Here is a 15,811-nt window from a genome sequence, read left to right as displayed (position 1 = left end):
AATCTCATGTCAGTAAGTTCTTTTAACCGACGCTGGGCGGCGGTGATCCTTGAAGCCCTGACGCGCCATGGCGTCAGGCACGTGTGTATTGCACCGGGCTCTCGCTCAACGCCGCTTACGCTGGCGGCCGCTGAAAACCGGGCGTTGATTCACCACACCCACTTTGATGAGCGTGGTCTCGGGCATCTCGCGCTGGGTCTGGCGAAGGTCAGCAAAGAACCCGTGGCGGTGATCGTCACTTCCGGTACCGCCGTGGCGAACCTCTATCCGGCTCTGATTGAAGCCGGGTTAACCGGTGAAAAACTGATCTTACTGACGGCCGACCGCCCCCCTGAGCTTATCGACTGCGGCGCCAATCAGGCCATCCGTCAGCCGGGGCTCTTTGCTTCGCATCCTTCGCAGACGATTTCGCTGCCCCGTCCCACCCAGGATATTCCGGCAAGCTGGCTGGTCTCCACCGTCGATCACGCTCTGGAGACGCTGCGCGGCGGGGCGCTGCATATTAACTGCCCGTTTGCCGAGCCGCTGTACGGTGAGCTGGACGATACGGGTCTTGACTGGCAGCAATCCCTTGGCGACTGGTGGGAGAGTGAAAAACCGTGGCTTCGCGAGCAGACGCACCTTGAGAGCGCGAAGCAGCGCGACTGGTTCTTCTGGCGGCAGAAGCGCGGCGTGGTGATTGCCGGGCGCATGAGCGCCGCCGAAGGCAAGCTGGTCGCCGAATGGGCGCAAACCCTGGGCTGGCCGCTGATAGGCGACGTGCTTTCCCAGACCGGTCAGCCGCTGCCGTGCGCCGACCTCTGGCTGGGTAATGCCAAAGCGGTCACCGAGCTGGCGCAGGCGCAGATTGTGGTTCAGCTTGGATCGAGTTTAACCGGCAAACGGTTACTGCAGTGGCAGGCCACCTGCACGCCGGAAGAGTACTGGCTGGTGGACGCGCTGGAAGGGCGGCTTGACCCGGCGCACCATCGCGGACGTCGTCTGGTCAGCCATATCGACGCCTGGCTGACGCTTCATCCGGCTGAAAAACGCAAGCCCTGGGCGGTGGCCATCCCGGACCTTTCGCGCCAGGCGTGGGAACTGACTAAAGCGCACTGTGAAGCGTTTAGCGAGGCCGGACTGGCGCACCGTATTCGCCAGTGCCTGCCTGAACAGGGGCAATTGTTTGTCGGCAACAGCCTGGTGGTGCGGCTGATTGACGCTTTTTCGAAGCTGCCCGCGGGCTACCCGGTGTACAGCAACCGTGGCGCCAGCGGTATCGACGGGCTGATCTCCACGGCGGCGGGCGTGCAGCGCGCCAGCGCGAAATCAACGCTGGCGATCGTGGGCGATCTCTCCGCGCTCTACGATCTCAACGCGCTGGCGCTGCTGCGTCAGGCGTCAGCCCCGTTTGTGCTGATTGTGGTCAACAACAACGGCGGGCAGATTTTCTCCCTGCTGCCCACGCCGCAGAGCGAGCGCGAGCGCTTCTATCTGATGCCGCAGAACGTGCAGTTCGAACACGCCGCGGCGATGTTTAGCCTGAAATACCATCGCCCGGAAAGCTGGGAACAGCTGGACGCGGCGTTAAGCAGCGCCTGGAAGCAGCCGGGTGCGACGCTGATTGAGCTGGTGGTAAACGATGCTGACGGTGCGCAGGCCCTGCAAAGCCTGCTGGCGCAGGTGAGCCAGCTGTGATCCTCTCGGGCGTGCAGCAGGCCGGAAAACCAGGCTATCCCTGGCTGGTCTTTTTGCACGGTTTTTCCGGAGATTGCCGCGAGTGGCAGGGTGTTGGGGAGCGACTCCGTGACTACCCCCGGCTGTATCTGGATCTGCCGGGGCACGGCGGATCCCGGAATCTGGGCGTCGCGGGTTTCGACGAGATGAGCAGGCTACTCACCCAAACTCTTATTAGTTACAACATACTGAATTTCTGGCTCATCGGGTACTCCCTCGGCGGCCGCATTGCGATGTTCCATGCCTGCCAGCAGCCAAAGGGGCTGTTGGGCCTGACGGTAGAAGGGGGACATCCGGGCCTGCAGGATGCCGATGCGCGACAGGCGCGGCTGGCATCCGACCGCCGCTGGGCAGCACGTTTTCGCAGCGAACCGCTGGATAACGTATTCGCTGACTGGTACCAACAGCCTGTGTTTGCCTCCCTGACTGACGCCCAGCGCGAGGCGCTGATTACCCTGCGCAGCCAGAACGACGGCGCGATGCTGGCGATGATGCTCGAGTCGACCTCGCTGGCCGTGCAGCCCGACCTGCGTACTGCCCTGAGCGCGCGCGATTTCTCTTTTGATTATTTCTATGGCGAAGGTGATGAGAAGTTCGCGGCCCTTGCCGCGGAAGTGAACGCCGTTCGCCATGCAATTCCCAACGCCGGACACAACGCCCACCGGGAAAATCCCGATGCGGTTGCGGCAAGTCTGGCTCAGATACTGCGTCTTCGAATAAAGGACACTCTATGATCTACCCTGATGAAAACATGCTTTACGCCCCGGTTGAATGGCAGGACTGCTCCGAAGGCTACACCGACATTCGTTACCACAAATCCACCGACGGCATTGCCAAAATTACCATCAACCGCCCGCAGGTGCGCAACGCCTTCCGCCCGCTGACCGTGAAAGAGATGATTCAGGCCCTGGCGGATGCGCGCTACGACGATAACATCGGCGTGATTGTCCTGACCGGCGAAGGCGAGAAAGCGTTCTGCTCCGGTGGCGATCAGAAAGTGCGCGGTGACTACGGCGGATACCAGGACGACGCGGGTACGCATCACCTGAACGTCCTCGATTTCCAGCGTCAGATCCGCACCTGTCCAAAACCGGTGGTGGCGATGGTGGCGGGCTACTCTATCGGCGGCGGCCACGTCCTGCACATGATGTGTGACCTGACCATTGCCGCCGAGAACGCCATCTTCGGCCAGACCGGCCCGAAAGTAGGATCCTTCGACGGCGGCTGGGGTGCCTCCTACATGGCGCGCATCGTCGGGCAGAAAAAAGCCCGCGAAATCTGGTTCCTGTGCCGTCAGTACAACGCGCAGGAAGCGCTGGAAATGGGCCTGGTGAATACCGTGGTACCGATTGCCGATCTCGAAAAAGAAACCGTTCGCTGGTGCCGTGAAATGCTGCAAAACAGCCCGATGGCGCTGCGCTGCCTGAAGGCCGCGCTCAATGCCGACTGCGACGGTCAGGCGGGTCTGCAGGAGCTGGCGGGCAACGCCACCATGCTGTTCTACATGACCGAAGAGGGTCAGGAAGGGCGCAACGCGTTTAACGAAAAACGCCAGCCGGACTTCAGCAAATACAAACGGAATCCGTAATGCGTCGCGCGCAGGTTTACCGCTGGCAGATACCGATGGACGCGGGCGTGGTGCTGCGTGAAAGGCGGTTAAAAACCCGTGACGGCTTCTTCGTGCATCTGCAGCAGGGCGAGCGGGAAGGCTGGGGCGAGATTTCGCCTCTGCCGGGCTTTAGCCAGGAGTCACTGGATGACGCGCAGACGGCCTTGCTGGCGTGGGCGGACGCGTGGCGCGGGGGGGCGGATCCGGTGCTGCCGGAGGTGCCTTCCGCGGCCTTTGGTATCAGCTGCGCACTGGCGGAGCTGGACGGCAGCCTGCCGGAAGCGGGGAATTACCGCGCGGCGCCGCTCTGTACGGGCGATCCTGACGAGCTGTTCGCGCTGCTCTCCGCCATGCCGGGCGAGAAGGTGGCGAAAATTAAAGTCGGTCTCTATGAAGCGGTGCGCGACGGCATGGTCGCCAACCTGCTGCTGGAGGCGATCCCCGATCTGCATCTGCGTCTGGACGCCAACCGCGCCTGGACGCCGCTCAAGGCGCAGCAGTTTGCAAAGTACGTCAACCCGGCCTACCGCAGCCGCATTGCCTTCCTCGAAGAACCGTGCAAAACCCGCGACGATTCGCGCGCGTTTGCCCGCGAAACCGGGATTGCCATCGCCTGGGATGAAAGCCTGCGCGAGGACGATTTTGAATTTGTCGCCGAGCCCGGCGTCAGCGCGGTGGTGATTAAACCGACGCTGACCGGCAGTCTGGCGAAGGTGCGCGAGCAGGTCGCAGCAGCGCACGCCTCAGGGCTGACGGCGGTCATCAGCTCGTCGATTGAGTCCAGCCTTGGGCTGACCCAGCTGGCGCGCATTGCCGCCTGGCTAACGCCGGATACGGTTCCTGGCCTCGACACGCTGAACCTGATGCAGGCTCAGCTTATCCGCCCGTGGCCGGACAGCGCGCTGCCGTGCCTCGACGTCGAGGCGCTGGAGCCGCTGCGATGAGTTTTACCGACTGGCCGTGGCGGCACTGGTGCGCGCTGTCTGCTGATAAACCGGCCCTCAGGCTGAACGATGAGGTGCTCAGCTGGCAGCAGCTGTGCACCCGCGTCGACCGGCTTGCGGCAGAGTTTCACCGGCAGGGCGTGGAGGAGGGCAACGGCGTGCTGCTGCTGGCCCATAATCATCCGCAAACCCTGCTGGCGTGGCTGGCGCTGCTCCAGTGCGGGGCGCGTATTCTTCCCGCTAATCCGCAGCTGCCGCGTCCGCTGCTGGACGTGCTGCTCCCGCAGATGACGCTGCGCTTTGCGCTGGTGCTGGACGGCAGCTACGACGCTCTTCCTGCCCTGCGCATGCACGAGACAGCCGATGCGTATTGCGCTGCGTGGCAACCGGCGCGGCTGGCCTCCATGACGCTGACCTCCGGCTCCACCGGGCGGCCTAAGGCAGCGGTGCATACGTGCGAGGCGCATCTCGCCAGCGCGCGCGGCGTTTTGTCGCTGATGCCCTACGGTGAAGACGACGACTGGCTGCTCTCGCTACCGCTGTTTCACGTTTCCGGCCAGGGAATTTTATGGCGCTGGCTGCAGGCCGGCGCGCGGTTAACCGTACGCGAGAAACAGCCTCTTGAGCAGGCGTTGCGCGGCTGCACCCACGCCTCGCTGGTGCCGACCCAGCTCTGGCGCTTGCTGAATGCGCACCAGCCTGTCGCACTGAAAGCGGTGCTGCTGGGCGGGGCGGCCATCCCTGTTGAATTGACCGAACAGGCGCGAGAGCAGGATATACGCACCTTCTGCGGCTACGGTCTGACCGAGTTTGCCTCTACCGTTTGTGCGAAAGAGGCGGACGGCGAGCCGGACGTGGGCTGTGCGCTGCCGGGCAGAGAGGTGCAGGTGGTTAACGGTGAAGTCTGGATCCGGGCGCAAAGCATGGCCTCAGGCTACTGGCGAGACGGCGAAATGATTCCGCTGACCAACGCGCAGGGTTGGTTCGCCACACGCGATCGCGGCGAATGGCATGACGGCCGTCTGACGATCCTCGGCCGCATGGACAACCTCTTTTTTAGCGGCGGAGAAGGGATCCAGCCGGAATCGCTGGAGCGCGTTATCGCCACGCACCCGCAGGTTAACCAGGTGTTTATCGTCCCGCTGGACGACGCTGAGTTCGGGCAACGTCCGGTGGCGGTGGTGGAGTGCGAGCCGGGAACGGATATCACCTGCTTACCCGACTGGGTCAGGGATAAGGTCGCGCGTTTTGAGCAACCCGTCCGCTGGCTGGTGTTACCGACTGAACTCAAAAATGGCGGCATCAAAGTCTCACGCCGCGCGCTGCAGCAGTGGGTGAACGCATCGCTGAAGGGATAATAGCCGTTTCAAAAAGTTACAATCTACAGACCGGCCGCACGCAGAGTGCTTGATCCCCGGGAGACTCCGGTTAAAATCTCGCGGTTTTGGGACTTCTTTATAATAATTGTGCGGGATCACGACAATGAAAAAAGTGGCATTACTGGGCTTCGGCCTGATGGTTGTATCGGCGGCGGCGAACGCCATTAGCATTAACGGCTCGGCGGGTCAGGATTATACCCACCTGGGCTTTGGCATGGGTACCGAGACATCCGGTCTGGCGATGACCGGCGGCTGGACGCATAACGATGACGACGGCGACGCGGCCAGCCTCGGCCTGGGTCTCAACGTTCCTCTTGGCCCGTTCCTGGCGACCGTCGGCGGTAAAGGCATCTATACCAACCCAAATGACGGTGATGAAGGGTACGCGGCGGCAGTGGGTGGCGGCCTGCAGTGGAAAATTGGCGACAGCTTCGGCCTGTTTGGTGAGTACTACTATTCGCCGGACTCCCTCTCCAGCGGTATCGAAAGTTATGAAGAGGCCAACGCCGGTGCGCGCTGGACCATCATGCGTCCGATTACCATCGAAGCTGGCTATCGCTATCTGAACCTGGCCGGTAAAGACGGCAACCGTGACAATGCGCTGGCCGACGGCCCGTACGTGGGCGTTAGCGCAGGCTTCTAATCACTCCGGCGCGGCGTTCTGTCGCGCCAGTTTCTCTCTTCTCCACCCCGCGTTTGCGCTATAGTGTTTTGACCATATAAGCGGGAGAACATAATGATTAACGTGGAGATGTTATCCACCGGCGACGAAGTGCTGCATGGACAAATTATTGATACCAATGCTGCCTGGCTCGCCGATCTTTTCTTTGAGCAAGGATTACCGTTAACGCGCCGCAATACCGTAGGCGACAATCTTGAGTCGCTGGTCGCTATTCTGCGTGAGCGCAGCGAGCACTGCGACGTGCTGATTGTGAACGGCGGGCTCGGCCCCACCGGTGACGATCTCAGCGCCCTGGCCGCCGCGACCGCAAAAGGCGAAGGGCTGGTGCTGCACGAGGCGTGGCTTTCGCAGATGGAGCGCTTTTTCTCCGAACGTGGCCGCGTCATGGCCCCAAGCAACCGCAAACAGGCTGAAATTCCCGCCAGTGCTGAACTGGTCGATAACCCGGTGGGTACCGCGTGCGGGTTTGCTATGCAGCTGAACCGCTGCCTGATGTTCTTTACGCCGGGTGTGCCCTCAGAATTTAAAGTGATGGTTGAGCAGCAGATCCTGCCGCGCCTTCGCGATCGTTTTACCCTGCCTGAACCGCCGCTGTGCCTGCGTCTGACCACCTTTGGCCGCTCGGAAAGCGATCTGGCCCAGAGCCTCGATCATCTTCCGCTGCCGCCAGGCGTGTCCATGGGCTATCGCTCCTCCATGCCGATCATTGAACTTAAGCTGACAGGCCCGGCCGAACAGAAAGAGGCGATGCTGGCCCTGTGGCCCGAGGTGCAGCGCGTGGCGGGCGAAAGCCTGATCTTTGAAGGGACGGAAGGGTTGCCCGCGCAGATTGCGACGCATCTGCAGGCGCGTCAGCTGAGCGTGACCTTAAGCGAGCAGTTCACCGGTGGCCTGCTGGCACTTCAGCTGTCGCGCGTCAACGCGCCGCTGCTGGCCAGCGAAGTGGTGCCGTTCCAGCAGGAGACTCTCGCGCAAACCGCCCGCTGGGCGTCCGAGAGAAGGGTGAAGCATTTTGCCGGTCTGGCGCTGTTTGTCGGGGGGCTGGACGAGGAATACCTTAACTTCGCGCTGGCGACGCCGGAAGGCACCTGGGCGCTGCGGGTTAAAATGAGCATCACCCGCCACAGCCTGGCGGTGCGTCAGGAGGTTTGCGCCATGATGGCGTTGAACATGCTGCGCCGCTGGCTGAATGGCAAAGAGGTGCCCAGCGAGCACGGCTGGATCCATGTGGTCGAGTCGCTGTTTATCGAGTAAAACCTGTGCCGGGGCCTTTCGCCCCGGCCATGTTTAGCCCAGCGCCTTCGCCAGCAGGGTAATCGGATGTTCACAGCGCTTGCTGGTGGACATCTCAATCTGCCACTTGCAGGTTTCGCAGTCGGTCACCACGATATCCGCGCCGCTCTCTTCAATCTGACGGAACAGCGGGGCGCCAATCGCCTGTGACGTTTCGTAGTTTTCACGCTTAAAGCCGTAGGTCCCCGCAATCCCGCAGCAGCGCGAATCCAGCACCGTCAGCTCCAGGCCTGGAATAAGCCGCAGCAGCTCAAGCGTATAGAGCGACCAGCCCATTTTCTCCATGTGACACGGCGTGTGATAGACCACTTTCAGCGGTAATGTCCCCAGCGGCAACGTCTGCCCGCTATCCAGTTTGCGCCACAGGAAGCGCGTCGCCAGCTCGATGTGCTCGCGCAGGCCGGTGTTATCCACGTCCAGCAGATGCGGGTACTCATCGCGCAGTGTGAAGGTACAGGTGGACGAGGTCGCCAGCACCGGAATACCTTTATCGACAATGGCTTCGCGCAGGGAGGTGACATTGCTTTGAGCCTGCCTGCGCGCTTTATCGGTAAACCCGTTGGCAATTAGCGGTACGCCGCAGCACTTCTCTTTGTTCAGTAGCTGAACGCCCGTGCCCATGGCGTTCAGCACCTTCAGCAGGTCTTTACCCAGCTGCGGGTGGTTGTAGTTCACATAGCAGCCGTGGAAAAAGGCCACCTGGTCGGCGTACTGCGCCTGTTGCGCCGCGACGGATTTGTACCAGCGGCGGAAGGTGCCGTGAGAATATTTCGGCAGGCTGCGGTGATGGTCTATCTTCAGCGTGGCATCCAGCAGCTGACGCACCGGTTTGAGAGCGGTCGCGGCATTCACGATGGGGGCAAAGGGCGTCGAGACGCTGCCCATCAGATCGGTGTGGCTCAGGATCGCATCGCGCAGTGTCGGTTTTTGCGTGCTGTAGCGCGCCCGGGCGCGCTGAATGATATCGCCGATTTTCACATCCGACGGGCAGGCGACTTCGCAGCGTTTGCAGTTAATGCAGTATTTCAGCGCTTCATCGTACAGCTTGCCGTCCTTCAGGCGCAGGCGCTCGCCGTCCGGCCCGGCCTGCTTTGGTCCGGGATAGCGTGGGTTAACGCCGCTGACCGGGCAGACGGTGGTACACACCGTGCATTTGATGCAGCTTTCAAAACGGGTGTCGTTCATTGTTCAGCCTCCGTGCGCTGGCTAATCTGCTCTGCCACATACAGCGCCGTGACGGCGCAGACCCCGCCACCGCATCCCTGGGCAATGGGATCGTACCCGCCCAGCAGCGAGCCGATGGCAAAGAGATTCCTGACGGGTTTACCGGAAAGCTGCGGATGCAGCTGGTTATCGACAATCACGCCGAACTGTTGCCAGGGCTGCGGCGAGAAGAAATCACTCTGATACCAGTCCGCGCGTGAGGCACGCTGGCGAACATCCAGCCCCATAATGGCTTCCCGGATGCCCTCCCGGCTGCTCAGCAGTCCGTTGCTGAAGAAGCTGCCGCTTGCCAGCACCGTATAGCGGGCGCGAAGCGGAATATCGTCGTGGTTGCGCGTCCAGATTTCGCTCACCGCGCCGTCGGTCAGGGTGATTTTTTTCACCTCATCACCCGCCATCCACACGCCGCCCTGCGCGACAAACTGACGCTGGAGCTGGGTATGCAGGCGAATGCCGGGTACGGAAGGGGGCAGCGTTGGCAGCAGGCCGAGCGAGCAGGGCAGACGATCCGAGAGCCAGCGCCAGAGTCGGTTGTCGCGTAAACCGAAGCAGGCGGGCATCAGCAGGGCATCGCAGGTTTCGCCGAGCGGCCTGAGCGCGTCATACAGCAGCGGCCATTTGTCCTCGTTATCAAGAAAACGGGCGATATTCACCGCGCGAAACTCGCTCGGGTTATCGCGCAGGACATCAAGCTCGGGCAGTTCTATCTCTGCCGTTTCCGCGTTAACGCCCTGGCGACAGAGCGACGCCGCTGCGAGATGGGGCTGGAAATCCAGAAAGCCGCTAATCCCTACCACCCGCACACGTCCCGCGCGAATGGGGGTAATGGGCACCTCCTCCGGGCTGAGCCACGCGGAACGCAGGGTGCCGAGCGGCGTAACGCGCTGGTGATTGAGCCGGGCGCTGCCCTGCAGACGTGCGCCGCAGTCCGCCAGCAGCGCTTCGGTTTCCAGCGCAAAGCGGTCAATATGCTGCGCGCCAATCAGGTGATACGGGTGTTCCGGCGGCAGCTTATCGCGGTACGCTTCGTCCACCAGATCCAGCGAGCCCGACGAGAAGTGCAGGGCGCTCTGGCCCCGGGTGATAATGGCGCAGCGCAGCCCCTGCTTCGTGAGTTTGATGCCGCAGAGCAGGCCTGCCAGCCCGCCGCCGACGATTACGGTATCAAATTTCATCGCGTTGCTCCTTCTCAAGACCGCAAAGCCCCTGGTAGACCCAGCGGGTAAATTCGCTTTCGCGCAGGGCATCGCCCCAGGCGACAGGCTGAATGCCTTTCCAGCGCTCGTTTAAAAACGCGCTGAGCTGATCGAGCGACTGGGTGGCGGTGGTGGTGTGAAAACGCTGCAGCAGACCGGCGGCACGACAGGCGCACAGCTCGCCCTGACAGGTGCCCATTCCGACGCGGGTGCGGCGGCGAAGATCGAGCAGGCTGTTGACCGTCAGATTCTCCACCGCGTACTGCACCTCACCGGCGGTGACGGCTTCGCACTCGCACACCAGGCTGCGGCTCAGTCGTCCTTCACCGAGCCACTGTGGCGTTCTGTCGCCGTGGCGGTAAATAGCGGACCCGCGCAGCGGCGCGGGCAGGGAGATAATTTTTTGCAGCGTCTTCTCGGTGGACTGACGCGAGCCGGGCAGGGCTTGTTCTGCCGTCACGCACCGTTCGGTATTGCCCAGCTTGCGGCAGACGGCATCGGTCGCCCACTCGGCCATCAGGCGGTAGGTCATCAGCTTGCCGCCGGTGATGGTGATAAACCCGTCCATGCCGTCGCGTTCGGCGTGATCGAGCAGCACGATGCCCCGGCTGACGTTACGTCCGCTCGGGTCGTTGTCGCTGGCGACCAGCGGACGCACGCCGGCGTAGGCGCGAAGAATACGCGTCTGGGCCATCACCGGCGCCAGTTTTTCCCCTTCGCGCAGCAGGATGTCCACCTCTTCAGCGGTGACGCGGTTGTAGTCAATCTCGCTGTAGTCCACGTGGGTTGAGGTCGTCCCGATTAACGAAATGGTATCTCCCGGCACGAGGATATCGGCGTCAGACGGTTTGCGGCAGCGGTTGATCACGTGGTTATTGATGCGGTGGTCGAGGATCAGCAGCGAGCCTTTCGCCGGGAACATGCGCACCGAAAGGTCCGCGTATTCCGCAATCCGCTGCCCCCAGATCCCCGCCGCGTTGACCACAACGGCGGCATACAGCTCGCTGTGTTCGTTATATTGCGTATCAAGGATCCGCACGCCGCAGATACGATGGCCTTCGCGGATAAGCCCGGTCACTTCATGCCCGGTCAGGATATGCGCGCCATGCTCGCGGGCGTCCAGCATATTGGCGGCGGTCAGGCGGAACGGATCGACGGTGCCGTCAGGGACCTTCACCGCGCCGATAAGCGCCGGGTTAACCGACGGTTCCAGCCGCCGCGCCAGCGCCGGATCCATGGCCTCAGCCTGAATGCCCGCGGCGCTGCAGGCGGTAATAAAGGTGTTCTGAAAAGCGAGATCATCTTCGGGAAGGGTAATAAAGAGGCCGTCGGTCGGCTCAATGCAGTGGCGGGCGATACGCTTGAGGATCTGGTTTTCAGCAATACATTCGCGCGCGGATTCAGCGTCGGTGACCGCATACCGCGCGCCGCTGTGCAGCAGGCCGTGGTTACGCCCGGTTGCGCCCGTAGCGATATCATGGCGTTCCAGAAGCGTGACGCTCAGGCCGCGAAGGGCGCAATCGCGTGCGATCCCGGCGCCGGTTGCGCCACCGCCAATGATTATCACATCGCTGTAGCGAGGATCGTGAATGGTCATTGTTTACCCTCTATGTTCGTTTTTTATCATTTAGCCATATTAATTTTGTGGTTTGTTTGATTTCGAACATAAACGCGCGGAATTCGAAAGTGAAACGTGATTTCATGCGCTTTTTTGCGCATTCTGTCATATTTCTGTAACAATCTGTGCGTTGATTCACAGTAACAATCACCGTGATTTCTTAACATCCCCGCCTCTGGAATTCAGGTGCGAGCCACCTGCTCATTCATTTCAAGGCCACGGAGGCTGTTATGCTCAGTATCTTCAAACCTGCGCCCCACAGGGCGCGTCTGCCAGAGGCAGAAATAGATCCGCTCTATCGCCGTCTGCGTTGGCAAATCTTCCTGGGGATCTTCTTCGGGTACGCGGCGTACTACCTTGTACGTAAAAACTTCGCGCTCGCCATGCCGTATCTGGTGGAGCAGGGCTTTTCCCGCGGCGATCTGGGGTTCGCGCTGTCGGGGATCTCCATCGCCTACGGTTTTTCCAAATTCATCATGGGCTCCGTGTCGGATCGCTCGAATCCGCGCGTGTTCCTGCCCGCCGGTCTGATCCTGGCGGCGGCGGTGATGCTGTTCATGGGCTTTGTGCCGTGGGCAACCTCCAGCATTGCCATCATGTTCGTGCTGCTGTTCCTCTGCGGCTGGTTCCAGGGGATGGGGTGGCCGCCGTGCGGACGCACCATGGTGCACTGGTGGTCGCAGAAGGAGCGCGGCGGCATCGTGTCGGTGTGGAACTGTGCCCATAACGTGGGTGGCGGTATTCCGCCGCTGCTGTTCCTGCTGGGGATGGCCTGGTTCAACGACTGGCACGCTGCGCTGTATATGCCTGCCTTTGGCGCCATCGTGGTGGCGATTTTCGCTTTCGCGCTGATGCGTGATACGCCTCAGTCCTGCGGCCTGCCGCCGATTGAAGAGTACAAAAACGACTATCCGGATGATTACAGCAAGGAGCACGAAGAGGAGCTGACCGCAAAACAGATCTTCATGAAGTACGTCCTGCCGAACAAGCTGCTGTGGTACATCGCGGTGGCGAACGTGTTCGTTTACCTGCTGCGCTACGGCATCCTCGACTGGTCGCCAACCTACCTGAAAGAGGTGAAGCACTTCGCGCTGGATAAATCCTCCTGGGCGTACTTCCTGTATGAATACGCCGGGATCCCAGGCACGCTGCTTTGCGGCTGGATGTCGGACAAGGTGTTTAAGGGTAACCGCGGTGCGACGGGCGTCTTCTTTATGACCCTGGTGACCATCGCGACGGTTGTTTACTGGCTTAACCCGCCGGGCAATCCATCAGTAGACATGGCCTGCATGATCGTCATCGGCTTCCTGATTTACGGTCCGGTAATGCTGATCGGCCTGCATGCGCTGGAGCTGGCGCCGAAAAAAGCGGCGGGCACGGCGGCAGGCTTTACCGGCCTGTTCGGTTACCTCGGCGGTTCGGTCGCGGCGAGCGCCATTGTGGGCTACACCGTTGACTTCTTCGGCTGGGACGGCGGCTTTATGGTGATGATCGGCGGTAGCGTGCTGGCGGTACTGCTGCTGATTGTTGTGATGATCGGTGAGAAACGTCACCACGCGGAAGTGCTGGCACGTCGTCAATAAGGAGCTTTACGATGAAATTAACTCAGTTAGCGACAGGCCTGCTGCTGGCGGGCCTGATGACAGGCTCCGCGCTGGCGGCGGATAAAATCGTTATTGCCCACCGTGGCGCGAGTGGCTATCTGCCGGAGCATACGCTGCCGGCGAAAGCGATGGCCTATGCGCAGGGCGCGGATTACCTCGAGCAGGATCTGGTGATGACGAAGGACGACCAGCTGGTTGTCCTGCATGACCACTATCTGGACCGCGTGACGGACGTGGCGGAGCGTTTCCCGGACCGCGCGCGAAAAGATGGCCGCTACTACGCCATTGATTTCACCCTGGCGGAGATCCGTTCCCTGAAGTTTACCGAAGGCTTCGAGATTGAAAACGGCAAGAAAGTGCAGGTCTATCCGGGACGTTTCCCGATGGGCAAATCTGACTTCCGCATTCATACCTTCCAGGAAGAGATTGAGTTTGTTCAGGGGCTGAACCACTCAACCGGTAAAAATATCGGTATCTACCCGGAGATCAAAGCGCCGTGGTTCCACCATCAGGAAGGAAAAGACATTGCCGCAAAGACGCTGGAGGTGCTGAAGCAGTACGGCTACACCAGCAAGAAGGACAAAGTCTACCTGCAGTGTTTTGATGCCGCCGAGCTGAAGCGCATCAAAACCGAGCTGGAGCCGAAGATGGGCATGAACCTCAACCTGGTGCAGCTGATTGCCTACACTGACTGGAATGAAACTCAGGAGAAACAGCCGGACGGGAAGTGGGTTAACTACAACTACGACTGGATGTTTAAGCCGGGCGCGATGAAGCAGATTGCGCAGTACGCCGACGGCATCGGGCCGGATTATCACATGCTGGTGGCGGAGGGCTCAGCGCCGGGCCACGTGAAGCTGACGGCGATGGTGAAAGAGGCGCACGACAGCAAGATGCAGGTGCATCCGTATACCGTGCGTGCAGACCAGCTGCCGCCGTATGCCACGAATGTGAATCAGCTTTATGAGGTGTTGTATAACCAGGCGGGCGTGGACGGACTGTTTACGGATTTCCCGGATAAAGCGGTTGAATTCATTCACCGGAAGTAGGTTTTGTAGGTCGGGTAAGGCGAGGCCGACACCCGACAATCAGGCTCTGCGGCCTGATGCCCTTATTCCCTCTCCCACAGGGAGAGGGAATAAGGGCAATCACATCTCGATTTCGATATCGCCTTTTGCCCGGCAGCAGCAGGGCAAAATTTCCCCTTCGTTGATAAAGGCCAGCGGCTCGGTCAGCCAGTCTACCTGGCCTGCGACCAGACGGCAGCGGCAGGAGCCGCAGTAGCCGGAACGACACTGGTACTCTACTTCTACCTGATGCGCCTCAAGCGCCACCAGCAGAGAAGGGTGCTCCTCCCGACACAGTACCTCAGTGCCGGAAAGACTTAACGTGACGCGTGGCATCAGAGCTGGAAGTTGCTCAGGTCGTCAGTGTTGACTTCAGAATCAATCTGACCGACCAGATAAGAGCTCACTTCCACTTCCTGCGGCGCAACCTGCACGTTATCGGACACCAGCCAGGTGTTGATCCACGGGATTGGGTTAGAGCGCGTCTGGAACGGCAGGTCGAGACCGACAGCCTGCATGCGGATGTTGGTGATGTACTCAACGTACTGGCACAGGATGTCTTTGTTCAGGCCAATCATGGAGCCGTCGCGGAACAGGTAATCTGCCCACTCTTTCTCCTGCTGAGCCGCCAGTACGAACAGGTCGTAGCACTCCTGCTTGCACTCTTCGGCGATTTCCGCCATCTCCGGATCGTCCGTACCGCTGCGCAGCAGGTTCAGCATGTGCTGGGTACCGGTCAGGTGCAGGGCTTCATCGCGGGCAATCAGACGGATAATCTTGGCGTTGCCTTCCATCAGCTTGCGCTCGGCAAAGGCGAAGGAGCAGGCGAAGCTCACGTAGAAGCGGATCGCTTCCAGCGCGTTAACGCTCATCAGGCACAGATACAGCTGCTTTTTCAGCGCACGCAGGTTCACGGTAATGGTTTTACCGTTCACGTTGTGGGTGCCTTCGCCCAGCAGATGCCAGTAGCTGGTCATCTCGATCAGTTCGTCGTAGTAATGGGCAATGCCTTCCGCGCGCTTCTGGATCTGCTCGTTGGTAACGATATCGTCAAACACCACCGCCGGATCGTTCACGATGTTGCGGATGATGTGGGTGTAAGAGCGGGAGTGGATCGTCTCGGAGAACGCCCAGGTTTCCACCCAGGTTTCCAGCTCTGGAATGGAGATCAGCGGCAGCAGCGCCACGTTCGGGCTACGGCCCTGAATAGAGTCCAGCAGCGTCTGGTACTTCAGGTTGCTGATGAAGATATGCTTTTCGTGATCCGGCAGCGACTGGTAGTCAATACGGTCGCGGGAGACATCCACTTCTTCCGGGCGCCAGAAGAAGGAGAGTTGCTTTTCAATCAGCTTTTCGAAGATGTCATATTTTTGCTGATCGTAGCGTGCCACGTTGACCGGCTGGCCGAAGAACATCGGCTCTTTGAGCTGGTCGTTTTTCGTCTGTGAAAAGGTGGTATATGCCATGAGTGTGTCCTAA

14 protein-coding genes are annotated in these 15,811 nt (G+C 60.6%); 9 read left to right on the top strand and 5 right to left on the bottom strand.

Annotated features, from left to right (window positions below; genetic code table 11):
- Window positions 1-6: 6 nt before the first annotated feature.
- From menD to OTG14_RS11745, 7 genes are all read left to right on the top strand, one after another.
- Window positions 7-1,677, top strand: coding sequence for a 2-succinyl-5-enolpyruvyl-6-hydroxy-3-cyclohexene-1-carboxylic-acid synthase (menD, locus tag OTG14_RS11775; protein WP_267215110.1), 1,671 nt, complete (start codon window positions 7-9; stop codon window positions 1,675-1,677).
- Window positions 1,674-2,450 carry a 2-succinyl-6-hydroxy-2,4-cyclohexadiene-1-carboxylate synthase gene (menH, locus tag OTG14_RS11770; RefSeq protein WP_267215109.1) on the top strand — a complete coding sequence of 259 codons (777 nt, stop codon included), beginning with the start codon at window positions 1,674-1,676 and terminating at the stop codon, window positions 2,448-2,450. Before menD ends, menH begins: the two co-directional genes overlap by 4 nt.
- Entirely contained in the window at window positions 2,447-3,304 is an 858-nt protein-coding gene (menB, locus tag OTG14_RS11765; RefSeq protein WP_267215108.1) for a 1,4-dihydroxy-2-naphthoyl-CoA synthase, read from the top strand. The genes menH and menB overlap by 4 nt, the downstream gene beginning before the upstream one ends.
- A complete protein-coding gene (gene menC, locus OTG14_RS11760) occupies window positions 3,304-4,269 on the top strand; it encodes an o-succinylbenzoate synthase (RefSeq protein WP_267215107.1) in 966 nt (321 codons plus the stop codon). The genes menB and menC overlap by 1 nt, the downstream gene beginning before the upstream one ends.
- A complete protein-coding gene (gene menE / locus OTG14_RS11755) occupies window positions 4,266-5,627 on the top strand; it encodes an o-succinylbenzoate--CoA ligase (protein WP_267215106.1) in 1,362 nt (453 codons plus the stop codon). The genes menC and menE overlap by 4 nt, the downstream gene beginning before the upstream one ends.
- Before the next feature lie 124 nt (window positions 5,628-5,751).
- Window positions 5,752-6,291 (top strand): YfaZ family outer membrane protein, encoded by a 540-nt coding sequence (locus tag OTG14_RS11750; protein ID WP_024908211.1) that lies wholly within the window; start codon window positions 5,752-5,754, stop codon window positions 6,289-6,291.
- Window positions 6,292-6,384: 93 nt separating this feature from the next.
- The gene (locus OTG14_RS11745) at window positions 6,385-7,584 is read left to right on the top strand and encodes a nicotinamide mononucleotide deamidase-related protein YfaY (RefSeq protein ID WP_157189494.1); all 1,200 of its coding nucleotides are present in this window, start codon (window positions 6,385-6,387) and stop codon (window positions 7,582-7,584) included.
- A gap of 33 nt (window positions 7,585-7,617) precedes the next feature.
- On the opposite strand, the gene glpC is transcribed toward OTG14_RS11745, so the two are convergent.
- From glpC to glpA, 3 genes are read right to left on the bottom strand one after another with little or no spacing between them, the layout of a single operon-like run.
- Window positions 7,618-8,808, bottom strand: coding sequence for an anaerobic glycerol-3-phosphate dehydrogenase subunit GlpC (glpC, locus tag OTG14_RS11740; protein WP_024908209.1), 1,191 nt, complete (start codon window positions 8,806-8,808; stop codon window positions 7,618-7,620).
- The gene (gene glpB / locus OTG14_RS11735; RefSeq protein WP_267215105.1) at window positions 8,805-10,022 is read right to left on the bottom strand and encodes a glycerol-3-phosphate dehydrogenase subunit GlpB; all 1,218 of its coding nucleotides are present in this window, start codon (window positions 10,020-10,022) and stop codon (window positions 8,805-8,807) included. The genes glpC and glpB overlap by 4 nt, the downstream gene beginning before the upstream one ends.
- Window positions 10,012-11,640, bottom strand: a complete 1,629-nt coding sequence (glpA, locus tag OTG14_RS11730; protein ID WP_032646598.1) for an anaerobic glycerol-3-phosphate dehydrogenase subunit A — start codon at window positions 11,638-11,640, stop codon at window positions 10,012-10,014. Before glpA ends, glpB begins: the two co-directional genes overlap by 11 nt.
- Before the next feature lie 251 nt (window positions 11,641-11,891).
- Between glpA and glpT the strand changes: the two genes are divergently transcribed.
- Window positions 11,892-13,244, top strand: a complete 1,353-nt coding sequence (gene glpT, locus OTG14_RS11725; protein ID WP_024908206.1) for a glycerol-3-phosphate transporter — start codon at window positions 11,892-11,894, stop codon at window positions 13,242-13,244.
- Window positions 13,245-13,255: 11 nt separating this feature from the next.
- On the top strand, window positions 13,256-14,314 hold the full coding sequence (glpQ, locus tag OTG14_RS11720) for a glycerophosphodiester phosphodiesterase (protein ID WP_061714729.1): 1,059 nt from the start codon (window positions 13,256-13,258) through the stop codon (window positions 14,312-14,314).
- Window positions 14,315-14,413: 99 nt separating this feature from the next.
- Here the strand turns inward: glpQ and yfaE are convergent, their stop codons facing one another.
- Window positions 14,414-14,668: a class I ribonucleotide reductase maintenance protein YfaE gene (yfaE, locus tag OTG14_RS11715; protein ID WP_023325749.1), complete on the bottom strand. Its 255-nt coding sequence runs from the start codon at window positions 14,666-14,668 to the stop codon at window positions 14,414-14,416.
- Window positions 14,668-15,798, bottom strand: a complete 1,131-nt coding sequence (gene nrdB, locus OTG14_RS11710) for a class Ia ribonucleoside-diphosphate reductase subunit beta (RefSeq protein ID WP_023312514.1) — start codon at window positions 15,796-15,798, stop codon at window positions 14,668-14,670. Before nrdB ends, yfaE begins: the two co-directional genes overlap by 1 nt.
- Window positions 15,799-15,811 lie beyond the last annotated feature (13 nt).

It is taken from the genome of Enterobacter pseudoroggenkampii, from assembly GCF_026420145.1.
Lineage (GTDB): Bacteria > Pseudomonadota > Gammaproteobacteria > Enterobacterales > Enterobacteriaceae > Enterobacter > Enterobacter pseudoroggenkampii.
The sequence above is the reverse complement of the archived record's forward strand: the minus strand, read 5'-3'. Positions and strand labels throughout refer to the sequence as shown.

What these genes read in the sequence shown, in the direction of transcription:
- yfaE (WP_023325749.1), bottom strand. Translation starts at nt 14,668, where the DNA reads ATGCCACGCGTCACGTTAAGTCTTTCCGGCACTGAGGTACTGTGTCGG.
- glpQ (WP_061714729.1), top strand. Translation starts at nt 13,256, where the DNA reads ATGAAATTAACTCAGTTAGCGACAGGCCTGCTGCTGGCGGGCCTGATG.
- menE (WP_267215106.1), top strand. Translation starts at nt 4,266, where the DNA reads ATGAGTTTTACCGACTGGCCGTGGCGGCACTGGTGCGCGCTGTCTGCT.
- glpA (WP_032646598.1), bottom strand. Translation starts at nt 11,640, where the DNA reads ATGACCATTCACGATCCTCGCTACAGCGATGTGATAATCATTGGCGGT.
- menD (WP_267215110.1), top strand. Translation starts at nt 7, where the DNA reads ATGTCAGTAAGTTCTTTTAACCGACGCTGGGCGGCGGTGATCCTTGAA.
- glpB (WP_267215105.1), bottom strand. Translation starts at nt 10,022, where the DNA reads ATGAAATTTGATACCGTAATCGTCGGCGGCGGGCTGGCAGGCCTGCTC.
- menC (WP_267215107.1), top strand. Translation starts at nt 3,304, where the DNA reads ATGCGTCGCGCGCAGGTTTACCGCTGGCAGATACCGATGGACGCGGGC.
- glpC (WP_024908209.1), bottom strand. Translation starts at nt 8,808, where the DNA reads ATGAACGACACCCGTTTTGAAAGCTGCATCAAATGCACGGTGTGTACC.
- OTG14_RS11745 (WP_157189494.1), top strand. Translation starts at nt 6,385, where the DNA reads ATGATTAACGTGGAGATGTTATCCACCGGCGACGAAGTGCTGCATGGA.
- glpT (WP_024908206.1), top strand. Translation starts at nt 11,892, where the DNA reads ATGCTCAGTATCTTCAAACCTGCGCCCCACAGGGCGCGTCTGCCAGAG.
- OTG14_RS11750 (WP_024908211.1), top strand. Translation starts at nt 5,752, where the DNA reads ATGAAAAAAGTGGCATTACTGGGCTTCGGCCTGATGGTTGTATCGGCG.
- nrdB (WP_023312514.1), bottom strand. Translation starts at nt 15,798, where the DNA reads ATGGCATATACCACCTTTTCACAGACGAAAAACGACCAGCTCAAAGAG.
- menB (WP_267215108.1), top strand. Translation starts at nt 2,447, where the DNA reads ATGATCTACCCTGATGAAAACATGCTTTACGCCCCGGTTGAATGGCAG.